Annotated in this window: 21 protein-coding genes; 15 read left to right on the forward strand and 6 right to left on the reverse strand. The window is 51.6% G+C overall.

Features of this window, described 5'->3' with window-relative positions; genetic code table 11:
• Positions 1–62 precede the first annotated feature (62 nt).
• On the forward strand, positions 63–1,565 hold the full coding sequence (locus OIN60_RS02220; protein WP_305753286.1) for an MDR family MFS transporter: 1,503 nt from the start codon (positions 63–65) through the stop codon (positions 1,563–1,565).
• Positions 1,566–1,721: 156 nt separating this feature from the next.
• On the opposite strand, the gene OIN60_RS02225 is transcribed toward OIN60_RS02220, so the two are convergent.
• Positions 1,722–2,189: a MarR family winged helix-turn-helix transcriptional regulator gene (locus tag OIN60_RS02225; protein ID WP_305753247.1), complete on the reverse strand. Its 468-nt coding sequence runs from the start codon at positions 2,187–2,189 to the stop codon at positions 1,722–1,724.
• A gap of 295 nt (positions 2,190–2,484) precedes the next feature.
• On the opposite strand from OIN60_RS02225, the gene OIN60_RS02230 reads away from it, so the two are divergent.
• On the forward strand, positions 2,485–2,892 hold the full coding sequence (locus OIN60_RS02230) for a hypothetical protein (RefSeq protein ID WP_305753248.1): 408 nt from the start codon (positions 2,485–2,487) through the stop codon (positions 2,890–2,892).
• A gap of 98 nt (positions 2,893–2,990) precedes the next feature.
• On the opposite strand, the gene OIN60_RS02235 is transcribed toward OIN60_RS02230, so the two are convergent.
• Positions 2,991–4,244: a BaiN/RdsA family NAD(P)/FAD-dependent oxidoreductase gene (locus tag OIN60_RS02235; protein WP_305753249.1), complete on the reverse strand. Its 1,254-nt coding sequence runs from the start codon at positions 4,242–4,244 to the stop codon at positions 2,991–2,993.
• A gap of 176 nt (positions 4,245–4,420) precedes the next feature.
• Here OIN60_RS02235 and OIN60_RS02240 point away from each other — a divergent pair, with 176 nt between their 5' ends.
• The 5 genes from OIN60_RS02240 to mutY all read left to right on the forward strand — a co-directional run bounded on the left by OIN60_RS02240 (position 4,421) and on the right by mutY (position 9,436).
• Positions 4,421–6,139 carry an ATP-binding protein gene (locus OIN60_RS02240; RefSeq protein WP_305753287.1) on the forward strand — a complete coding sequence of 573 codons (1,719 nt, stop codon included), beginning with the start codon at positions 4,421–4,423 and terminating at the stop codon, positions 6,137–6,139.
• Between the two features lie 148 nt (positions 6,140–6,287).
• Positions 6,288–6,722 carry a BrxA/BrxB family bacilliredoxin gene (locus tag OIN60_RS02245; protein ID WP_305753250.1) on the forward strand — a complete coding sequence of 145 codons (435 nt, stop codon included), beginning with the start codon at positions 6,288–6,290 and terminating at the stop codon, positions 6,720–6,722.
• A 100-nt stretch (positions 6,723–6,822) separates the two neighbouring features.
• Positions 6,823–7,632 carry an NAD(+) synthase gene (gene nadE / locus OIN60_RS02250; RefSeq protein WP_305753251.1) on the forward strand — a complete coding sequence of 270 codons (810 nt, stop codon included), beginning with the start codon at positions 6,823–6,825 and terminating at the stop codon, positions 7,630–7,632.
• Between the two features lie 171 nt (positions 7,633–7,803).
• Entirely contained in the window at positions 7,804–8,205 is a 402-nt protein-coding gene (gene acpS, locus OIN60_RS02255; RefSeq protein WP_305753252.1) for a holo-ACP synthase, read from the forward strand.
• Between the two features lie 22 nt (positions 8,206–8,227).
• Entirely contained in the window at positions 8,228–9,436 is a 1,209-nt protein-coding gene (mutY, locus tag OIN60_RS02260; RefSeq protein WP_305753253.1) for an A/G-specific adenine glycosylase, read from the forward strand.
• A gap of 62 nt (positions 9,437–9,498) precedes the next feature.
• On the opposite strand, the gene OIN60_RS02265 is transcribed toward mutY, so the two are convergent.
• Both OIN60_RS02265 and OIN60_RS02270 read right to left on the reverse strand, forming a co-directional pair.
• Positions 9,499–11,028 carry a DHA2 family efflux MFS transporter permease subunit gene (locus OIN60_RS02265; RefSeq protein WP_305753254.1) on the reverse strand — a complete coding sequence of 510 codons (1,530 nt, stop codon included), beginning with the start codon at positions 11,026–11,028 and terminating at the stop codon, positions 9,499–9,501.
• Positions 11,029–11,037: 9 nt separating this feature from the next.
• Positions 11,038–11,673 (reverse strand): HlyD family secretion protein, encoded by a 636-nt coding sequence (locus OIN60_RS02270; RefSeq protein WP_305753255.1) that lies wholly within the window; start codon positions 11,671–11,673, stop codon positions 11,038–11,040.
• A gap of 220 nt (positions 11,674–11,893) precedes the next feature.
• Here OIN60_RS02270 and OIN60_RS02275 point away from each other — a divergent pair, with 220 nt between their 5' ends.
• Together OIN60_RS02275 and OIN60_RS02280 are read left to right on the forward strand one after the other, a co-directional pair.
• On the forward strand, positions 11,894–12,433 hold the full coding sequence (locus OIN60_RS02275) for an NAD(P)H-dependent oxidoreductase (RefSeq protein WP_305753288.1): 540 nt from the start codon (positions 11,894–11,896) through the stop codon (positions 12,431–12,433).
• Between the two features lie 10 nt (positions 12,434–12,443).
• Positions 12,444–12,848 carry a hypothetical protein gene (locus tag OIN60_RS02280; RefSeq protein WP_305753256.1) on the forward strand — a complete coding sequence of 135 codons (405 nt, stop codon included), beginning with the start codon at positions 12,444–12,446 and terminating at the stop codon, positions 12,846–12,848.
• Between the two features lie 115 nt (positions 12,849–12,963).
• Here OIN60_RS02280 and OIN60_RS02285 read toward each other — a convergent pair whose 3' ends face one another.
• Entirely contained in the window at positions 12,964–13,575 is a 612-nt protein-coding gene (locus tag OIN60_RS02285; RefSeq protein WP_305753257.1) for a superoxide dismutase, read from the reverse strand.
• A gap of 596 nt (positions 13,576–14,171) precedes the next feature.
• On the opposite strand from OIN60_RS02285, the gene OIN60_RS02290 reads away from it, so the two are divergent.
• From OIN60_RS02290 to OIN60_RS02315, 6 genes are all read left to right on the forward strand, one after another.
• Positions 14,172–14,597 (forward strand): GNAT family N-acetyltransferase, encoded by a 426-nt coding sequence (locus OIN60_RS02290; RefSeq protein WP_305753258.1) that lies wholly within the window; start codon positions 14,172–14,174, stop codon positions 14,595–14,597.
• A gap of 158 nt (positions 14,598–14,755) precedes the next feature.
• Positions 14,756–16,531: a tRNA epoxyqueuosine(34) reductase QueG gene (queG, locus tag OIN60_RS02295; RefSeq protein ID WP_305753259.1), complete on the forward strand. Its 1,776-nt coding sequence runs from the start codon at positions 14,756–14,758 to the stop codon at positions 16,529–16,531.
• Between the two features lie 28 nt (positions 16,532–16,559).
• Positions 16,560–17,588, forward strand: a complete 1,029-nt coding sequence (locus OIN60_RS02300) for an HD-GYP domain-containing protein (RefSeq protein WP_305753260.1) — start codon at positions 16,560–16,562, stop codon at positions 17,586–17,588.
• Between the two features lie 111 nt (positions 17,589–17,699).
• Positions 17,700–17,954, forward strand: coding sequence for a YneF family protein (locus OIN60_RS02305; protein ID WP_305753261.1), 255 nt, complete (start codon positions 17,700–17,702; stop codon positions 17,952–17,954).
• 48 nt (positions 17,955–18,002) lie between these two features.
• Positions 18,003–18,596, forward strand: coding sequence for a GTP cyclohydrolase I FolE (gene folE, locus OIN60_RS02310; protein ID WP_305753262.1), 594 nt, complete (start codon positions 18,003–18,005; stop codon positions 18,594–18,596).
• Positions 18,597–18,865: 269 nt separating this feature from the next.
• Positions 18,866–19,705, forward strand: coding sequence for a lipoate--protein ligase family protein (locus OIN60_RS02315; protein ID WP_305753263.1), 840 nt, complete (start codon positions 18,866–18,868; stop codon positions 19,703–19,705).
• 8 nt (positions 19,706–19,713) lie between these two features.
• Here OIN60_RS02315 and OIN60_RS02320 read toward each other — a convergent pair whose 3' ends face one another.
• A complete protein-coding gene (locus tag OIN60_RS02320; protein ID WP_305753264.1) occupies positions 19,714–20,859 on the reverse strand; it encodes a superoxide dismutase in 1,146 nt (381 codons plus the stop codon).
• Position 20,860 lies beyond the last annotated feature (1 nt).

Consider the following 20,860-nt stretch of genomic DNA (forward strand, 5'->3'; position numbering starts at 1 on the left):
AACATGAATTTTACAAGGCGGCCGGAGAGGATTTGAAGCATATCGTGGATACACAACCATCTATGAAGCGCGGTTTAGTTCTGGTCGGTGTGATGCTGGCCACCTTTTTGGCAGCCATTGAGGGCACGGTCATCGGGCCCGCCGGTCCGACGATTGTCAGTGAGCTGGGAAGCGTGACGCTGCTAAGCTGGATATTTACTTCGTATTTGCTGACGATGGCGGTGACAACGCCGATCTTCGGCAAGCTTACCGATTTATTCGGCCGTAAGCCCATTTTTCTGATCGGCTGTTCTCTTTTTGTCATCGGCTCGCTGCTGTGCGGATTGGCCGGGAATATGAATCAACTGATTCTATACAGGGCAATTCAGGGGATAGGGGCAGGCGCAGTCATACCGGTCACCTTTACGATTATCGGGGATATGTATACGATTGAGGAGCGCGGCAAGGTGCAGGGTATGATTAGCTCTGTATGGGGGATATCCTCCTTGCTGGGACCTCTGCTGGGAGGGTACGTTTCCTCTTATTTCGGCTGGGAGTGGATATTTGGTTTCAATGTGCCCTTTGGGATATTGGCTATGTTCTTTATTGCGCGTTATCTTCACGAGCGGGTGGAGAAACGGACCGCCAGAATTGATATTCCGGGGGCCGTTACCTTTACCATAGGAATGGCTGCTCTCCTGCTTGTGTTGACCTTGGGCGGGCAGTATATGAGCTGGTCCTCGCCAGGTCTTCTTGGACTTGCTGCGATTGCGGCCGTGTTCCTGATTCTGTTCCTGATTATCGAACAACGGGTGCAGGAGCCGATGGTTCCGCTTAAGCTGTTCGGCATCCGCGATATCGCGGTGTCCTGCATAGCAGCCCTGCTGGTTAGCTCGCTGCTGATCGGCCTGACGAGTTATCTGCCGCTCTGGATTCAGGGGGTTCGTGGCGGGGATGCGGCTTCTTCAGGGCTTGCGCTCTCTCCCATGGCGGTAGGCTGGCTGCTTGGTTCAGTCTGGGCAGGCAGAATGATTATACGACTCGGTTCACGTTTTACTTCTGTGCTCGGTCTAAGCTTTATCACGGCTGCTGCGGTTATAATGCTGTTGATCAGTGTATCCTCCCCTGTATGGTATTTGCTTGTCGGAACCTTTATGTATGGTCTGGGCTTCGGCTTCTCCATGACCGTGTTTACGATCATTGCGCAGTCTTCGGTCGGTTTCCGGCAGCGCGGTGCATCCACTGCGCTCAACACATTTTTGCGAACACTGGGCCAGACCATCGGGGTCGCGGCGTTCGGGTCCTGGCTGAATTACCGGATTACGGAGCAGACAGCGGCCAGCCGTTTGCTGGAACAGGGAGTGACACAGGAGGAAATTAACGGCCTGCTGGCCGCGCATTCTGGACAGCAGATGAGCGTGGACACAGCCCGGTTGTTGAGACAGGTGCTGGAAGGCGGTCTGCATTCACTGTTTGTGATCATGGCGGTTATTGCTGTGCTCAGCTGGATCGTGGTGTGGGGGCTGCGCAACCGGCCGCCTGCACCTGAGGAAAGCGGCACAGATCCCGGCAGACAGGGCGGATAAGCCTGACCTAGCCTATGAGATGAAAGAAACATAAATTTATGCCGAAGAGGCCATTTCCGAGCTGAGTCGCCGGAAATGGTCTCTTCGACGTGAATTTGAAATTTGCTAATAGCGTACAATTTCGGGTCCCTCCGTTTCACAGGGTGCAAAATCACTTTATTTATGCGTAGAGGATGATAGGCTTTCGGCGCTTCGACCCAGCTTTTTTAGCAGGTTAATCAACTGCTCCATTTCTTCCTGACTCATACCGCTGTAAGCTCTATCGATCTGCCGTGCGTAATCAGGGTAGATATTATCCATGATTTTGCGGCCCTCCTCCGTCAGCTCCGCGTGGATGATGCGCCGGTCCTGCGGGCAGGGATGACGGAACAGATAGCCCTTGTCCTCCAGCTTGTCGATGACGTAGGTGACATTTCCGCTCTGGAGCAGCAGTTTGGCACCGATTTGCTGAATCGGCTGGGCTCCTTTGTGATACAGCACCTCCATGACGGCAAAGGCCGTAGGATTGAAGCCGGCAGCCTTGATGCCTGCGACAGCATGCTCGCTTATACTCTTGAACGATTTGGCGAACACGCTGTGAAGATGCATCGATTTTTGGGTAAGAAGGGTTGTCGTATCAGGCATATTCATTCCGCCTTTATATTTTTATAATTTGGGGTTGAACGCCCATGCTACTAAATGGGTAGCCGTGTCCATGACATTAGTTTACAGGAGCTGAGACTTTTGCTATATGACGTTTGTCACACTAATTGCATTTTTAATTATTAAATTTTTAGGAAAATGCAAAAGTGATTTCGCGAATGCCTGCGTTAGATATGCCTGATGTCCTAAAAGTAAGCATCTTAAAAGCGGGAACTATTGGGTATATTACTATATAAGCAACTCATTCAGCATACTTAACCAAGGAGGTACATATATCGTGAGTATGGAAGATGCGTCTTTAAAGTTTGAATTTGGCGAAGCCTTTGCAGCCGATGCAGCCTGCAGTACGCTGAGAGAAATCGGTTATGATGCACAGCGTTCCGGGAAAGGGGACCTGTACGTCAGGATTGAAAACCAGGATGTGGAGTCCGCGTTGGAAATTTGCCAGGAGCACGGCGGCTGCCTGAACATTAACGATGGCAAGGATCATCAAGGAAGTGGGCTTAGTGCTTACGGACTGGACGAGGTGGTGATCCCTGCTCATATCGTGAATGAAGATTGGAATGAGAGCTATCTGACCGGGGCAAGCAATGAATACAAGGCTGTGGACATCGTGCACAATGTGTCGGAAGACGCTCCGGCCGCAGCGGATATGGACGGGTTCCCCGGAAGTGTCCAGGCATAGGGAAATAAAGCTTCTGCAAGCAGATTCACCGGCTCCTGACGATGCAGGAGGGCGACGGAAGGTGCTTCTAAGGGAGGCACCTTCCGTCTGTGAGGAGGCTACTGTGCCGCGTGCCGGCCGGCGTTATATCCGGTGGTGAAGGCCGCAGTGATGTTATAACCGCCGGTATAACCATGAATATCCATAACCTCGCCGCAAAAGTACAGTCCGGGCATCAGCTTGGATTCCATCGTCCTGGGGTCAATTTCCTTTAGATGAACGCCGCCTCCTGTAACAAAGGCTTCCTTGATAGAGAGGGTGCCGCTGATGGATATCGGGAATGCCTTGATCAGCTTGGACAGCTCCCTCCATTGCTGCTTCGGAATATGATCGAAGGTCATATCCTCACGCAGCCCGGCTTGATCGAATAGAAGGGGAATGAGCCTTTCCGGCAAATAACCTCTAAGTATATTTTTAACCGCCTTTTTAGAGTCTTCCTCTGCAAGCTTCCATGTCTCGTCATAGATTTCATCCTCGCGCTTATGAGGAAACAGATCCAGTGTAAGAGGCACTTTACCGGCTCCGTGCTTTTTCAGTTCCTTTACAACAAATTGGCTGCAGCGCAGGGCGATAGGACCTGAAATTCCGAAATGGGTAAAAATCATGTCCCCCTCATGGCTAATCACCTTCTTATCCTTCGGGTTCCAGACGGTAAGGCTAACACTGCGCAGAGAGAGGCCCTGAAGGCTTTTATCCTGTATAAAGGGCTCATTGGACACCAAAGGAACTTCAGTGGGATAAAGGTCTGTGATCGTATGCCCTGCCTTCTCCGCCCAGGCGTATCCATCCCCTTCGGAACCGGTATGAGGCACCGATTTGCCGCCGACGGCAATAATGACCTTGCGGCTGCGGAGGATGCTGCCGGACCGCAGTCTAACGCCGCAGGCGTTACCTTCGTCGTATAGGACCTCTGCAACAGGGGAGTTCAGACGAATCTCCACGCCTTCCGCGCGGACCTTTTTTACAAGCGCGTCCACAACGGTTTTGGCCTTGTCCGTGACGGGGAACATGCGCCCGTTATCTTCTTCCTTCAGCGCGATGCCAAGGTTTTCGAAATAGGCCGCGATGTCCTTGTTGCTGAAGGTGGCCAGAGCGCTGTGCAAAAAACGGCCGTTGCCTGGAATATGCTGAATCAGCTCATCCAGCTCCTTGGCGTTGGTGACATTGCAGCGTCCGCCACCGGAGATTCCGAGCTTTCGGCCAAGCTTGGCCCCTTTTTCAACTAACAGCACCTTCGCGCCTGCTTCTCCTGCCGCGGCCGCCGCCATTAGTCCGGCGGAACCGCCTCCAATTACTATAATGTCATATGTCATTTATCGTTCTTCTTCCTTTATTAATAGATTCGTGCTCCCGTGCCCGTCTTCGACAACATTTGCTGATTCGGGTCATATTCCGGGAGACCACACATATATTGTAATATATTGTTGCCTATGTTTTAATCGAACTATCGGGCGACAGACGAGAAAGGGGGAGAGCCATTTTGACCGTGATGAAGGAACAAGTGCTCCAACTGCTTTTGGCCGGAATAATGGCAGGCCTTTTTTCACTGCTTACGGATAGGGCTAATCTCTTAACCAAGCGGCTGCCTGCTTCTGAAGAACGAAGACGTGAATGGGTTCTGATGGGATCCTGCATTCCTGTTATACTCCTTTGTCTGCTGCTCCGTTCAGCCCAGGCTCCGCTGATTCCGCTGCATTCAGGCTTTATACCGTTGACGGTGTGCTTGTTGTATGCCAAGCTTTCCACTGCACTTATCGTTATTGCAATCACCGCCTTGGGTAGCATCTTGCTTGCGTACGATACGAGTTGGCTTATGTTGTTGATTGACTCGGGAATTTTGCTTGCTCCGGCAGGCCTATGGCTTTCGTCCTATTTTAAACGGGGGAAGCAGGTCTCTAAATTAAAAAAAATTTCAGTTTTGGTTCTTGCCCAATTCGCGCTTCACTGGTTAGCCGTGCTGGTGCTGAGGGATACACCTGACAGTATTCCTTTGTCAGAAGTTATGGTATACCTGGGTTCCGCTTTGCTCTCCGTGCTGGCCGTATGCATCATCTCTCTTATAATTGAAGGTGTCTTGCACAACAGCGAATTGCGTTCCAGTCTGAAGCAGGCGACCGCCCGATTGCATCTGGAATCCGATAAACTTAAGGTCTACCTGGAGTACATGCCGCTGGCGGCCGGCATCCTGGACCAACAGGGCAACATTATACATATTAACACAACGATGCTGGAATATTACAGGCGAAGGATCCCCGATCTTCATGCTGAGGATATTGTGGGCATGCATTTTTCGACATGGATCGATCCTGACCGCTTTCCGGAATTGACTGCGAGCTTTGAAAGAGCCATGTACGGGGAACGGGATACGAAAATTGTCAAATCAGGGACGTATGTCTATCTATCGAGCTTGTCTCCAATTCCCGAGCCTGGCGGTGATATTGCGGAGGCGCTGTATGTAGTGCAGGATATGACAGAGCTGGAAATGCTGCGGAGCGAGATGGGCAATGTGGAGCGTTTGAGCCTTGTGGGTCAAATGGCTGCGGGAATAACACACGAAATACGTAATCCGATGGCGGTCGTCCGCGGTTTTCTCCAATTGATGCGGGAAAAGTCGCCGGTGTCTCTCGATCACTACTACCGGATTGTCATGGAAGAGCTTGACCGGGCCAACGGCATTATTAACGATTTCCTCTCTCTTGCCCAGAACCGGATTGTCGAGAAGGAGGAGAAGCATCTGCACGGTCTTGTGCAGGAGCTGGTCCCACTGTTATGGGCGGACGCGAACTTGCGTGGCCAAACTATTGAACTTAAGCTCGGTGACGGCGTGCCCAATCTGTATCTGAATCCCAAGGAGATCAAGCAGTTGATCCTGAACCTGGCCCGCAACGCCATGGAGGCGATGGGGGAGAAAGGGCTGCTGACGATTCTGACTCGGACGGATGAGGAATTTGTCGAGCTGGAGGTGAAGGATACGGGACCAGGTATTCCGGCGGAACGAATCGGCAGGCTGTTCGAGCCGTTTTATACAACCAAGGCAAAGGGAACCGGACTCGGGCTTTCCCTCTGTATGAGAATTGCGGAGCGTCATCACGGCACGATTGCAGTCAATTCGGCTGAGGGCGTAGGCACTTCCTTTATCGTAAGGTTGAGAAGGCTCGCGGACTATGCTCCCGCCTTGTCCGAATTAAAAAGCTCCAGAGAGGCGTAAGCCGCTTGTATACCGCATTTAAACTGTGATTCTGGGTTTGCTTTCACGGATGATGAATGTATAATAAACATATCGTTCAGCTCACGAACCTGCAGTATTGAAGCTAATCCTATAAGAAAAACGTCATCCATAAAGGAGTGAATAAGTAATGTCTATGTCTTTTGACCAATATATGAGGGATATGGTACAGCCCATGAGAGATGAGCTTACAGCCATCGGAATCCGGGAGCTTCGTACTACGGAGGAGGTTGAAGCCAGCCTGCCGGATGCCAAGGGAACAGCGCTTGTTGTTGTGAATTCCGTATGCGGCTGTGCGGCGGGTCAAGCTCGTCCAGGTGTCGCCAAAGCTTTGCAGCATGATATAACTCCTGATCACTTGTTTACCGTTTTTGCTGGACAGGACAAGGAGGCCACTGCGAAAGCACGTGAATACTTTGCCCCGTATCCGCCGTCCTCACCTTCCATTGCTTTGCTGAAGGATGGAGAACTGGTTCATTTTATTGAACGTCACCAGGTGGAGAATCGTTCCGCCGAGGAGATTGCGGAGGATTTGGCCAGCGCGTTTGATCGCTTCTGCCGTTAATATAGGATAGCGCCCCGCCGCATCTTTCGATTTCTGAAGCTGCCGGGGCGTTTCGTTTGTCCATATTGTACAAATTTCTAGTAGGAGAGGTGTAAATCTGATGACTTTACAGGAACAGATCATTGCAGAATTGAAAGTCCAGCCCACCATTAATGTGGAGGCCGAGGTTCGTAAACGTGTCGATTTCCTGAAAAGCTATGTGGAGAACGCTAAGGCAAAAGGGCTGCTAATCGCCATCAGTGGCGGAATTGACAGCGCTGTGGCCGCAGGGCTGTGCAAACGTGCGACGGACGAGCTCTCACAGGAGCATGGAGAGGAATACATGACCCTGGGAGTGTTCCAGCCTTATGGGGCACAATCGGATATTGAGCATAGCTACTCAGTGGCCAAGGCTTTTGAGTTAAAACATACAGTGGAAACCAATATTCAAACTCCGGTTGATGACATTGCGGCCATAGTGGACAAAGGATTCGCCTCAATGGAGCTGTCCCGCACGATGACACCGCAGGGCAAGGGCAATGTAAAGGCGAGAACACGTATGGTTGTCCAGTACGCTCTGGCCAATGAGCTCAATCTGCTGGTTGTTGGGACAGACCATGCTTCGGAGGCCATTACGGGCTTTTACACCAAGTGGGGTGACGGAGCAGTGGACATTACGCCGCTGACTAGCCTCAATAAGCGTCAGGTGCGCCAGCTTGCAAGTCATCTTGGCGTGCCGCAGGCTATTCTGGATAAAGCTCCAACAGCAGGATTGTGGGAAGGACAAACGGACGAGCAGGAGCTGGGAATTTCCTATGAAGACAACAGCGACTATCTCGAGGGCAAGGAAATCGATCCTGCTGTTCGTGAACGGCTGGAAAGCTTCTATAAAAGAACTGCCCATAAACGGAATGCGATTCCGGGCATCTGATATCATGTCTCGCATAAGCAGCGGCGCGATAAGCCGCTGCTTTTTTGCTGCCCGCTTTCCGCAACGGCTCTCGCAATGGCATAGGCCACCTGCTAAAATAGATTTTATGCCGGTGCATGGAAGCTGTGGCTTTCGTGGTCTGAAGGTATAGAGAGAGGATGGTAAAACGCTATGATCTATGGAATCGGACATGATGTGGTGGAGATCGGCAGGATTAACCGGATTATGGAAGGAAGCCAGCGTGAGGCGTTTTTGCAGCGTATCCTTACTTCGGACGAGCTGGTGCTTGCGGAAGCGCGCTCAGGCAGGCTGAGCGAATTTGCAGCCGGGCGCTTTGCCGCGAAGGAGGCTGTTTCGAAGGCCTTCGGCTGCGGCATAGGAAGAATAATTGGCTTTCAGGATATGACTATTTTGCCGTTAACGGGCGGACGACCGGACGTACAGCTTACGACGGCAGCCTGGGGAAGGCTCGCGCTGCCGGACAACGCGGTTTATCAGATTCATTTAAGCATCACTCACCAGTCAGAGCTAGCATCCGCCTTTGCTGTGGTGGAATGCATAACGAATAAATAGCCGTACAGGAGAAATCAACACAATGAATAATTTAGAACAAAGACGTTTTTTCAGCCGGGAGCTGCTGATATGGTATATGGGGAACAAACGCGATCTGCCCTGGCGGAGACATCGGGACCCCTACTTCATCTGGGTGTCGGAGATTATGCTTCAGCAGACAAGAGTGGATACGGTGATTCCTTATTTCCATCGTTTTATTGAACGTTTTCCGACACTGCAGGCTTTGGCGGAGGCCCCCGAGGAGGATGTACTGAAGCACTGGGAGGGTCTTGGCTATTATTCAAGGGCACGGAATCTGCAGCAGGCGGCCAGGCAGGTCGTGGAGCTGCACGGCGGCCATGTGCCGGATGACCGTAATGCGGTCGCAGCCTTGAAGGGGGTCGGCCCCTACACAACAGGGGCGATTATGAGCATTGCGTTTAACCGGCCGGAACCGGCTGTGGACGGGAATGTCATGCGGGTCCTCTCCAGATATTTTCTGATCGAAGAGGATATTATGAAGGGGAGCACACGGGCCGGTATGGAGGAGCTGGTACGGGATCTGATTCCCGAAGGCAGAGCCTCCGATTTTAACCAGGCGTTGATGGAGCTGGGCGCGCTCGTATGCACCCCGAAATCACCGCACTGCCTGACATGTCCGGTTATGGAGCATTGTGCAGGAAGACTGGCCGGCAGAGAAGAGACACTGCCTGTCAAGACAAAGGCCAAGAAGCCCCGTCTGGAGCAGCGCTCCGTTGCCTTGATCGAAGGGCAGGGCGCTCATGTAGGTCGGATCCTTGTCCGGCAGCGGCCGGCAACGGGCTTGCTGGCACGGATGTGGGAGCTGCCGCACATCACCTCATCTCTATCCGGTATGGAAGGTCCTGTGCCCGATGGTCCTGCCATGGATCGGCTGACAGGGGCGCTCATGGAAGAGGGGATACCGGTCTCTCCAGTCGGGTTTCTGCGTGAAGCGGAGCATACGTTCAGTCATATTCATTGGAATCTGCGGGTATTCCGCTGTCTTGAGGGAAAATCCGCAGCAGAAGCCCCGAAGCACATGGCGGCAGAATCCCGCGCCGAATATAGAGCGGAGGCTGCATCTGCGGCTGAAGCTGTAAGCGGAGCGGCTATACGCTGGATTGACCGCCATGATATGGAGACGCTTGCTTTTCCGAAGGTGTTTCTGGACATTCTGCGGGATTACTTTGATAGTAAAGAGGCCGTGTTAATCGAATCTCAGCTTAACTGAAAAAATGCAGAAAAAGGCTACTCTCAGGCTCATTGGACTGGGGAGTAGCCTTTTTCTGCATTTTACAGCCCCGGCTTTTTACGCGGAGTGGCTCTGCGCAGAAACAGGGAAAACACTAATCCGGCCACAGCTATACAGGCTGCAACAATAAATGCATCGTTAATGCCTTGTATCGTGGATTCGGTCATCGCCGTCTGATATACCTGCAGCAGGGCGAGCGTCTGGCCGGTCTGGGCAGGCACTCCGGCGGAAGCGGCAATTCCCTGACCCAACTGCTCCACTCCGGAGGCAGTGCTGCCTCCGAATGAGGAGGTATTGGCATAATCGGCCAAGTGAATTGTAGACCGGCTGCTCATTACGGTAATAAGCCAAGCCGTACCGATCGAACCGGCAACCTGGCGTATGGTGTTCGACATGGCTGTCCCATGGCTGCCCAGATGGGGCGGAAGCTGATTTAGACCTTCGGTCTGCACAGACATCATGAGCAAGGATATGCCGAGGCTGCGAATCGTATAGATCAAGAGAATGTGGCTATATGATGTAGCATCGGTCAATAGACTGAATTCCCATGTCGTGATGGCGGTAATGATCAGGCCGATAATGGCTAGCGGGCGGGCTCCAATTTTGTCGAAGATGGCCCCGGAGATGGGGGACATGACCCCCATAAGCAGTGCACCGGGAAGCAGCAGCAGCCCGGACTGGAGCGGGGTAAAGCCACGAATGTTCTGCAGATACAGCGGGAGAAGAAGCATGCCGCCGAACAAGGTCATGTTCACGGTAGAGCCGACCAGGGTGGATACGGTAAAAATATCGTATTTGAATACCCTGAATTCAAGCATGGGCTCATCCATATTTAACTCGCGAAGAATGAAAAACAGGATGAACAGGATTCCGACCACCAGGGTCAGAATCACGGTTGGACTGCTCCATCCTTTATCCCCCGCGGAGCTGAAGCCATACAGCAGGCTACCAAAGCCGATGGTTGAGAAGATCGCACCTGCCAAATCGAATTTAGGATACGTTAGCTTCGAAATATTTTTCAGCCATCGGAACGCAAACAGAATGTCGATAATGGCCAAAGGGATGACAATGATGAACAGCAGGCGCCAGGTGTATTCCTCTACAATCCATCCCGACAGTGTAGGGCCAATGGCCGGTGCGAACATCATGGCGATGCCCATCATCCCCATTGCTGCTCCGCGCCTTTCCGGTGGAAAGACAGTCAGGAATACATTCATGACAACAGGCATGATGATTCCAGCACCGCTGGCCTGAATAATGCGACCGACAAGCATGAGCGTAAACCCTGTGCTGATAGCGCAGATCAAGGCCCCAACAGTAAATAATCCCATGGCTGTAATAAACAGAGCCCGTGTACCGTAGGATTCAATCAGAAAAGCCGTGATGGGAATCAAAATACCATTCGTAAGCATATAGCCTGTGGACAGCCATTGAATCGTCGTGGCCGACACATTGAAATCATTCATGAGATGGGGAATGGCCACATTTAACAGGGTTTGATTGAGGATCGCGATAAAAGCTCCAAGGAGCATGACGGTCAATAGCTTTCCAAGAGACATATTTTCTTCCATGACAACCTCCTACTTATGCACTTGGATGGTAGCGCTCATCCCGGGAACGATGCCGAGGCCTTCGTACCCTTGAATGGTGATTTCGACGGGAATCACCTGTGTAACTTTGGTGTAATTCGCGGTCGTATTGCTTGATGGCAGCAGAGAGAATGTCCCGGCTGTAGCCAGGCCGATGCGGTTGACCTTCCCTGAGAGCACGGTGTCGGGGAAAGCATCAATATAGACATCAACCGATTGTCCAACCTGCAGATCACGGATTAAGGTCTCTTCCATGTTGGCTGTAATCCATAAATTGTTTAGGTCATAGGCTTTGGCAATAGGTGTGCCTGCCCCGACAATGGCATTATTGACAGCGGACTCCTGAACGATCGTCCCAACCGCCGGCATTGTAATGTTCGTTTGTGTACTACCGGATGCGACCTTTCCTAAGGTGTCCCCTGCCTTATAGTTTTTTCCGACAGCGGCATCCCAGTCTACAAGCTTCCCTGCCACAGAGGGGGCAATTGAAATTTGCCGGCCGGATACCTGGGCATTATCGGTTTCTATATAATTGGCGGCCTGATAGTAGTAATAAGCCGCAGCAGCCACTCCCGCCAGAATGACGAGAATCACCAGTAAGTTGACAAGTATTGCGCGTGGATACATAGATACAGTCCCTCCATATTTCATCAAGTCTCACACTCTGCCCGGACTCCTGATGTTGTCTGGACTTCCGTATAGTTGCTGTTAGTAAGCTTCCCTGATGCGAATGGAACTATGCCTGAATTTTTCAAGATATCCTCATGTTTTTTTAGGTGTTGGGGATAGTAAAGGCAGAGCGATGTGAAATGATATTTATAAAGGATGAGGACATTTGATAAAAATCATGGTGGTATACGACAGCGAGAACGGTCACACGGAGGTTTTGGCCCGCTCGATTGCAGAGGGTGCCGGAATGAATGGGGTGCAGGTCCATCAGGAGCATGTAAGGTCCGCCAAAGTGGAAGATCTAGTGGACGCGGATGCGATTATCTGGGGGTGTCCAGGTCATTTCGGAACGATCAGCAGCGGTTTGAAGGCATGGATTGACCGCTTGGGGGGATTGTGGGCGCAGGGCAAGCTTGTCAATAAAATAGGCGGTGTATTCTGTACTACGGCAACTGTACATGGTGGCTTGGAATCCACCCTTCTCAATTTGATCACACCTATGCTTCATCAGGGCATGATTGTGGTAGGCATGCCGTCCAATAATCCAGAGAATGCGCTATATGGATCCTATTACGGAGTGGGGGTCACCTGTCCTGTGGAAATCTCACCGGAGGATTCGCCCAATTTGCCGAGCGAGACTGATCTTGCTCTTGGCAGGGCATTTGGCAAGCGGATCGCGGAAACGGCCATGAAATTTACCGGGCGGTTTGCAGAATAGGAGGCACAGCATGTTTATCGCTTTTTTGGTGCTGGCTGCGGCGGCGTTGATTTTCTTGTTTGTGTATAACACACGAAATGTACGGAAGGCCGAGAGGAATAGCAGACAGAAACCGGAGCCTGCCAAGACAAGAAGCAAACAGGCTATAGAAGAGAGGCTGCCGGAAAGGAAAGAGGCGTCTAAGCTGGAGGAGAGCAAAGACAGCTCGGTTCGAGTCCAGGAATCGGGTGAGCGGGAATCGGGAGCGGACGACGCTTACAGGGATGCTATCCGGCGTTTTGCAGAGCGGGAAAAGCAAGCGACTCAGCGTGCGGAAAGTGATCATGGGGACAGAGGCAGCCCCGATCATAGCTACCGTGAGGCACTTCGATCCATGTCCAAAGGCGAAGACGGAGAGGATGACAAGAATAAGTAACCCTAAGGTCGTCAGGTCTATTCCGTCTAAAGCCATAAAGAAGCAAAAAAAGCTGACTTTCCGGCATTATGCCGAAAGTCAGCTTTTTTACATTCGCTACAGCTAATTGCAAATCTTACTTCGCTGCTGCGTAACGCTTGTTCACTTCGTCCCAGTTGATTATGTTAAAGAATGCGCCGATATAGTCAGGACGTTTGTTTTGGTAGTTCAAGTAGTAAGCATGCTCCCATACGTCAAGGCCCAGAATAGGCGTTTGACCTTCCATAATCGGATTGTCTTGGTTAGCTGTGCTAGTGATTGCCAATTTGCCGTCATTGCCGACAACCAGCCATGCCCAGCCGCTGCCGAAGCGGGTAGTAGCCGCTTTTGTAAAGTCTGCTTTAAACTTGTCGTAACCGCCCAGCTCGTTGCTGATCGCTTCAGCGATTGCACCGGTAGGTTCGCCGCCGCCGTTTGGTCCGATAACTTCCCAGAACAGGGAGTGGTTAGCATGTCCACCGCCATTGTTGCGGACAGCCGTGCGGATGCTTTCAGGTACGCTGTTCAGATCGGAGATCAGTTCTTCAAGGCTTTTGCTTTGCAGCTCAGGAGCGCTCTCCAGTGCAGCGTTCAGATTCGTTACATAAGTGTTATGGTGACGGTCGTGATGAATTTCCATGGTCAACGCGTCGATGTGTGGTTCAAGCGCATCGTTGGAATAAGGAAGTGCCGGTAATGTAAATGCCATAATAAAATCCCTCCTGATATTAGTGGTTGATGTTGGTCTTCATATGTAATAAATAACCCCCACCAACTATATTAAACGTTTTCCGCCTATTTAATCAACTTTTTTGTTTAGAAAATCCGTGCTGAAAAAAGTCGGCTAAAAAATAGGCTTTCCTGTTCAACTATGTTTATACCTGAAGATAAAGCCAGAGAAGAGAAGAAATAAAAACGCTTAATATTAAGCGCTTACAAAAGAAAATGGGTGAAAAACAAAGTAAATTGTGGTTTAATGGTCAAGAAGCAGTTAACTTGCCTTATTTGTGTTCTTTTTTGTCGTTTTAGGGACAGGACACATTTTTTCGAGAAGATTAGAGAGAGAACAGAATAGAGAAGTTTGAAGCTGCGGCACATCATGTATTGTATGCGGCCGCGATTATAGAATTGCTCAGCTTCTGCTGAAATTATAAATCCTATAATCTTAAAATATTCATGATTTGTGTAAAAAAAGCTCTATGCCGGCCTTTGAAATACTGGAACGCACTGGTTCTTCCAGTGTTTTTGCAGTTTTTTGTTATGGCTAGTTAGATCTAACAATGCTAAAACGAAGGGGATAGTAGTATGAGCGTTCGTTCTTTTCAGTTGGGTGATGCAAGCCGGGTGACTGAACTGATGCAAATTTCCTTGTCGGAAGATTGTTACAAAGAAACGATAGAGGTATTTGCTCGCCAACTGTCATGGGATTCCGATTTAATTCTTGTGGCTGAAGAAGATGGAGAGCTGGTAGGTACTCTGATCGGAACAATCGACCACAACCACGGCTGCTATTACCGTATCGCAATCCATCCGGATCATCGCCGCCAAGGCATTGGCAAGGCTTTGGTTGAACTAATGGAGCAGCGCTTTCAGCAGCGTAAGGTAAGCCGGATTTGGGTAGCCGGTGATGAGCACAACAAGGCTGCCATGCCGCTTTATGAGGCAATGGGCTACGGTGCAAGTCAGATCCTGCAAGCCTTCCAGAAATTGAGCATATTGGCTCCGAACTAATTCCACTCATAATATATACATGCTGCAGCTTGTGAAAATTACCATTGAGGCATATCTCCCTGACCATTGCAATCCGGCAGGAGATATGCTTTTCTAGTTGTACGGATCATTGTTCGTAAAGTTTCACGGAATATATTGACTAGGAGAGGTGACTCGGAATGATGCATGAACATGCTTGTGTCTCCGGGAGCGCTTCGTACTGGGACACACTCAAACAAGAAATTCAAGAGGCTGCGCCGTCGCTTGGAATCGATTCCATCGGTTTCGCGAGCGCAGACCCTTTTGTATCATTAAAGTCCATTCTTGAAGAGCATAGGGCCAAAGGTTATGAATCCGGCTTCGAGGAGCCGGATATTGAGAAACGTATACACCCCGCGCTGGACGGTGCCAAGCCCGCGTCATTGATCGCGATCGCCGTGGCCTATCCGTCCAAGCTGAAGAATCCACCCAAATCGGAGCCTGGCCGGTACCGTGGCATTCTGGCTCGTTCGGCATGGGGACGGGATTACCACCAGGTGCTCCGCGAGGCAATGGAGCGCCTGGAAGCATTTATTCGCGAGCGTGTGCCGGAAGCCGTGATCAAGAGCATGGTCGATACGGGGGAATTGGTGGACCGGGCCGTGGCGGAGCGTGCGGGTATTGGCTTTAGCGGCAAGAACTGCGCCATCATTTCTCCGGAGCTCGGCTCCTGGATTTATCTCGGGGAGCTGGTCACCAACATTCCGTTTCAGCCGGATCAGCCGGTGACTGATGGCTGCGGAGAATGCACCAAATGTATTGACGCTTGTCCGACGGGAGCACTTGTAGGACCGGGGCAACTCAATGCCCAGCGGTGTATCTCCTTCCTGACCCAGACGAAGGGGTTTCTGGATGAGGAGTTTATGCTCAAAATCGGCAACCGTCTGTACGGCTGCGATACCTGTCAAATTGTATGTCCGAAGAACCGGGGGTTGAACTGGGATAGGCACCCTGAATTGACTCCTGATCCCGAAATTGTCAAACCATTGCTTCTGCCGCTCCTTGACATGAGTAACCGTGAGTTCAAGGAGCGCTTTGGCAGCAGCTCTGCAGCCTGGAGAGGAAAAAAACCGATTCAGCGTAATGCAGTGATAGCTCTCGGCAATTTTAAAGACATTACAGCCGTTCCTCAACTGGCGGAGGTTCTGCTCTCAGATCCCCGACCTGAGCTGCGCGGAACGGCTGCATGGGCATTAAGCCGAATAGGAGGGGAAGACGCGATGAAGGCGATCAACGACGCATCGGAGAAAGAACAGCATGAGAAAGTGAAGGAAATGATCGGACAGGCGGCTTCCGCACTGATGGAGCATCAGTCACAGAACATGCCGGAGCAGCATGCTTTATCCGGTTCGCGTAAACTTCAGGGGACGGTCGTTCCCCATACAGAGCACCCGGACCAGAGGACGATCTATTATGACGAGCTTGACTCACCTATAGGTATCTTAACCGTCTGTAGTACGGAGCAGGGACTCTGCAGGATTGAATTCGGGGCCTATGATGTGAAACAGGCTGTTCTCCAGCAATGGGCCCGGACGCGGGTAGGCGAATATGGATTTGCCCGTGACCCTGAGCGTCTGGCCGAAGCCATGCAGCAGTTGCGCGAATATTTTGCAGGTACACGGACGGGCTTTGATCTGCAGCTTGATCTGCGCGGAACTCCTTTCCAATTACAAGTATGGGGTGCACTTGCCGATATATCCTATGGGGATGTCGTTTCCTACACAACGATTGCGGAAGCGATCGGCAGACCGATGGCCGTGCGGGCTGTCGGAGGCGCTAACAATAAAAACCCGCTGCCGATTGTTATACCCTGCCATCGTGTCGCAGGCAAGGATGGAAGTCTTGTCGGATACGCTGGCGGGCTGCAAGCGAAGGCGGAGCTGCTGTCCATCGAAGGAAGACTCCCCAAAAAATAATACAGGCGCTGCGGCCAGGGGGATTCTAATGAAATACGTAAGTATTGAAAGCGTGGAGCCAGGCCAGTATCTTGGCAAAACAGTGTATTCGTCCAATGGCACGGTGATGCTATCCGCCGGGGTGCAACTGACCGTCTTCATGATTAACACGCTGAATCGTATCGGCGTCACGATGCTGTATATACAGGACCCGGACTTTGATGATGTTGAGCCGGAGGACATCCTGTCGGATGCCACCAAGCTGGTCGTGATTCAGGAAATGAATGACGCTTTTTCAGCCATCCGCTCCGGCAAGGACTGGAGCACCAAAAAGGTCAACGTCAGCGTGGATCGCATTCTTGAAGATGTCATGAACGGCAAGGAAACGCTCGTGCAATTGACCGATATCCGCACAGCCGATAATGCCCAGTATGTGCATGCGGTCAACGTGTGCCTAATGTCCACGCTTATTGGCATCAACATGGGGTTGAATTACGGACAGTTGAAGGATCTGGCGATCGGTGCGCTTCTGCATGATATAGGCAAGACCGGAACGGCGGATATGGCAAAGCAGCAGGATATCCTTAAATCCCATCACACCTGGTCCGGCTTTGAAATCCTTAAGAACAAGCGGGAATTCAGCCTCATGGTTGCCCATGTCGCCCTGCAGCACCACGAACGGGTTGATGGGACAGGCATGCCCCGCAGTCTTACTGCTGAAGAAATTCATCTGAATGCCAGAATTGTGGCGGTCGCCAACACGTACGATAATCTGGTGAATGATTTTAACGGGGGACGGATGCTGCCTCATGAGGCCTGTGAAAAAATGATGGCCATGTCGGGCACAGTGCTTGACCATAAGGTGCTGGTGGAATTCACCCGTATTATTTCGGTCTACCCGAACGGCACGGCGGTGAAATTATCCACAAAGGAAGCGGGCGTCGTTGTGCGTCAGCATCGCGGACTGCCTGGCAGACCAGTCGTGAGAATGGTTAAGGAAAGCGGTCATGATCTGGATGTCAAGGAAATCGATCTGGCTCAGCATACCACCATTTTCATCGATGCAGTCATGGCCTGAACCCCGCAAATTTTCGTTTGCCCATGGCTTGTGAAAATGCTATTATATGCTAGTGCGTTAAATTAGCATAATTTAAAGATGAGACAGCAAATATACAGAGGTGACGTCTTCGTGGTATGGAATATTGTCATTCCAATTGTTACTCTGATTCTCGGATTGGTCGGGGGATTTTTCATTGGAGTCTACTACCTGCGCAAGCAGTTGGAGAAAATGCAAAGTGATCCTGAGGCACTGCAAAAAATGGCCAAGCAGATGGGCTACAACCTGAACGGCAAGCAAATGCAGAGAGCACAGCAGATGATGAAAAACCAGCAGTTTTCCAAAAATCAACCCGGCACCCGCAGAAATCAGGGACGCAGAAAATAACGAGCATACGGATAGCACCATTACCTGATGCTGCGTAGGAGGGTTACTGTGGCTGGAGTCAAAGATTATACGAACCGCCAAGTGGCGGATAACCGTGATAAAATCGAGTACCATGTCAGCGAGATTCTGAAGCTGATTGGTGAGGATACGGACCGTGAAGGGCTGCTCGAAACCCCTGCCCGCGTCACGCGGATGTATGAGGAGATTTTTGCCGGTTATGAGGTGGACCCCCGTGAAGTGCTGGGTGTGACGTTTGACGAGAACCATGAGGAAGTGGTTATTGTTAAAGATATCGTGTACTACAGCCAGTGTGAGCATCATATGGCTCCTTTCTTCGGGAAAGTGCATATAGGCTACCTCCCAAGCGGTAAAATTGTAGGCCTGAGCAAGCTGGCCCGTCTCGTGGAGGCTATAACACGCCGTTTGCAGGTGCAGGAGCGCATTACCTCCCAGATCGCGGACACGCTCATGGAGGCGGTAGAGCCTCATGGTGTGATGGTCGTTGTGGAAGGGGAGCATCTGTGCATGTGCGCACGGGGCGTGAAAAAGCCCGGCAGCAAGACAGTCACCTCGGCCGTTCGCGGGTCGTTTCGTGAGAATGCGGCACAGCGGGCCGAATTTCTGTCACTGATGAAGGAATGAAATTGGGTAATATATAGATCGATCATGAAAGGGAGCGTCTCATAGGTCCAATGACCTGAGGCGCTCTTTTGTATGCTTTGAGATTGTTTGAGATGCTCCAAGAACGAAGCATTTCTCCAATTGCTGAGCCCCTTTGGAACAAAGGCGGTACTCCTCTACGTTATATTGGGAAGAATCCCTGGTATCTATTGTAGCTGTATTTGTTTATGCACGGGGATGCCAGCACTTATGGCACTAACGTGGTACAATCGTCTCAAGGAGGAATTCGTATGGCTGAACAGACAATAGAGTGGCAGCTGGGCGATGGCCTGGCTGGGCTTCATATCATAGATCGAGGGGTCTGGAACCTGCAGGGAGATATATGGCGGCCGTTCGCTTGGGAGGAGCTGGCCTGCCGGCAGGTGGGTCGGGGGGAAGCGCCTCTGCTTCACATGTGGCGTTGTCCTAAAGCGCTGGTGATCGGCCACCGTGATCGCAGGCTCGCCGCTGCCGGGGAAGCGATGGCTGAGCTGCGCGGGGAGGGGATTCCGGTATGCGTGAGACCGTCTGGAGGGGCAGCAGTACTGCTGGATGAAGGCGTGCTGAATCTGTCGCTGATCCTCCCGAATCCGCAGCACTCCATCAACATCCATAATGATTTTCGTCTAATGGCGGAGCTTATATGTGGTGCCTTGACTCCATGGTCAACAGCAGCGGCAGCCGGTGAAATCGCCGGCTCCTTCTGCCCCGGAGACTATGATATCGCGATCAGTGGACGCAAGTTTTGCGGGATTGCTCAACGGAGACAGGCCAAGGCGTATATCATCACCGCTTTTATTATTGTGGAGGGCAGCGGAGAGGCCCGTGCCGATGAAGTAAGACGCTTCTACAGCAAGGCGGCGCGAAGCTCGGACACGGGTTATCCCGAAGTTAGACGGGGCACGATGGGAAGCCTGCAGGAATTGGCCGGGGTGCCGTCCGTACAGGCTTATGCCGATTCCTTACGCAGCATGCTGCAGAGGAGAGGTCTGCTGCTGGATTCCGACTCATCGCGCGATATAGCTTCCGCAGAGCTGCAGCAGCAGGCGGAAGCGTTGCGCCAGCGTTATGATCGGGACACCGGAAGTTAAGAGCGTGCTTAGTAAGGTGTCCATCTGAGCTGTGAAGCGAGGGCGAACCGCTTGTCGACCGCAGGCCAGTTGACGACGTTCCACCAATCATCTATATATTTTCTTCGCTCATTCTGGTGCTTTAAATAATAGGCATGCTCCCATACATCCAGCGGCAACAGAGGAATAACATCCCATTGCGAGAGATTTTGATGCTTCTCGGCCTGTAATATTTCCAGATGACCGGCTCGGGGACTCCAGACAAGGATTGCCCAGCCGGAGCCTTCAACCTTCTCAGCCGCCTCGCTGAATTGCTGCTTGAATGCATCGAAGCTGCCGAAATCCTGCTGGATCTGATCAGCCAACGCCCCGACCGGCGTTCCTCCCCCTTGGGGGCTCATCGTATTCCAGAAGAGGGTGTGCAGATAGTGCCCTGCCCCGTGAAAAGCAAGCTCCCGCTCCCAGTGCTTGACCAGTGCAAAGTCATTTGTTTTGCGCGCTTCCTCCAGCTTTTTTTCCGCCTGGTTAAGCCCATCAACATAGCTCTTGTGATGTTTGTCATGATGGAGGCGCATCGTTGCTTCATCGATGTGAGGCTCAAGCGCATCATAAGGGTACGGGAGGGGAGGCAGGCTGTGTTCGCCGATAGGCACGGGCGGGGCCAGAGATGCTTTGCGCGCTTCTCCCGTGGAGCGGGACAGGCCTTCCTGTAAATGATTGTTTTTCTGTGGATCGTAGTCGTCCGCGGTCTGCAGGTAAAAAGCGCTGTCCTCGTCTGCGCGCTGCAGCAGCTCCGCCGCGGCTGAGGAATCCCGAATCACGGCACTTGCGGATGGAAGCAGGGACATTTGGCGACGGAACTCACGAGACTGCTTGGAGGACTCTTGCAGCAGGAATTGCAAGGAGTGGACCCTTTGCGTAGCTTTGCCGGTGCTTTCAATATTCTCTTCGTCTATTATTCCCGACCGCTTCGATACTCCGTCGAGCACTTGGGTCGTGATTTTTCGGGTTTCATCAAATACCCGTCCCCATTCGACAAGCAACCGCGCATAGGCGGGCTCCAGATTAGGTACTGCCTCCTGCAATGCGCTTATATGGCTTCTTTCCGTGCTCTTCCAGCTTTCAATTTGTTTCAGCAGCCGAACTGACGGCAGTGAGCCGAATACGTCTGTCATT

The sequence above is a fragment of the Paenibacillus zeirhizosphaerae genome (assembly GCF_030705605.1).
Lineage (GTDB): Bacteria > Bacillota > Bacilli > Paenibacillales > Paenibacillaceae > Paenibacillus > Paenibacillus zeirhizosphaerae.

What these genes read in the sequence shown, in the direction of transcription:
- OIN60_RS02220 (WP_305753286.1), top strand. Translation starts at nt 63, where the DNA reads ATGAAGCGCGGTTTAGTTCTGGTCGGTGTGATGCTGGCCACCTTTTTG.
- OIN60_RS02225 (WP_305753247.1), bottom strand. Translation starts at nt 2,189, where the DNA reads ATGCCTGATACGACAACCCTTCTTACCCAAAAATCGATGCATCTTCAC.
- OIN60_RS02235 (WP_305753249.1), bottom strand. Translation starts at nt 4,244, where the DNA reads ATGACATATGACATTATAGTAATTGGAGGCGGTTCCGCCGGACTAATG.
- OIN60_RS02240 (WP_305753287.1), top strand. Translation starts at nt 4,421, where the DNA reads ATGAAGGAACAAGTGCTCCAACTGCTTTTGGCCGGAATAATGGCAGGC.
- OIN60_RS02245 (WP_305753250.1), top strand. Translation starts at nt 6,288, where the DNA reads ATGTCTATGTCTTTTGACCAATATATGAGGGATATGGTACAGCCCATG.
- nadE (WP_305753251.1), top strand. Translation starts at nt 6,823, where the DNA reads ATGACTTTACAGGAACAGATCATTGCAGAATTGAAAGTCCAGCCCACC.
- acpS (WP_305753252.1), top strand. Translation starts at nt 7,804, where the DNA reads ATGATCTATGGAATCGGACATGATGTGGTGGAGATCGGCAGGATTAAC.
- mutY (WP_305753253.1), top strand. Translation starts at nt 8,228, where the DNA reads ATGAATAATTTAGAACAAAGACGTTTTTTCAGCCGGGAGCTGCTGATA.
- OIN60_RS02265 (WP_305753254.1), bottom strand. Translation starts at nt 11,028, where the DNA reads ATGGAAGAAAATATGTCTCTTGGAAAGCTATTGACCGTCATGCTCCTT.
- OIN60_RS02270 (WP_305753255.1), bottom strand. Translation starts at nt 11,673, where the DNA reads ATGTATCCACGCGCAATACTTGTCAACTTACTGGTGATTCTCGTCATT.
- OIN60_RS02275 (WP_305753288.1), top strand. Translation starts at nt 11,894, where the DNA reads ATGGTGGTATACGACAGCGAGAACGGTCACACGGAGGTTTTGGCCCGC.
- OIN60_RS02280 (WP_305753256.1), top strand. Translation starts at nt 12,444, where the DNA reads ATGTTTATCGCTTTTTTGGTGCTGGCTGCGGCGGCGTTGATTTTCTTG.
- OIN60_RS02285 (WP_305753257.1), bottom strand. Translation starts at nt 13,575, where the DNA reads ATGGCATTTACATTACCGGCACTTCCTTATTCCAACGATGCGCTTGAA.
- OIN60_RS02290 (WP_305753258.1), top strand. Translation starts at nt 14,172, where the DNA reads ATGAGCGTTCGTTCTTTTCAGTTGGGTGATGCAAGCCGGGTGACTGAA.
- queG (WP_305753259.1), top strand. Translation starts at nt 14,756, where the DNA reads ATGATGCATGAACATGCTTGTGTCTCCGGGAGCGCTTCGTACTGGGAC.
- OIN60_RS02300 (WP_305753260.1), top strand. Translation starts at nt 16,560, where the DNA reads ATGAAATACGTAAGTATTGAAAGCGTGGAGCCAGGCCAGTATCTTGGC.
- OIN60_RS02315 (WP_305753263.1), top strand. Translation starts at nt 18,866, where the DNA reads ATGGCTGAACAGACAATAGAGTGGCAGCTGGGCGATGGCCTGGCTGGG.
- OIN60_RS02320 (WP_305753264.1), bottom strand. Translation starts at nt 20,859, where the DNA reads ATGACAGACGTATTCGGCTCACTGCCGTCAGTTCGGCTGCTGAAACAA.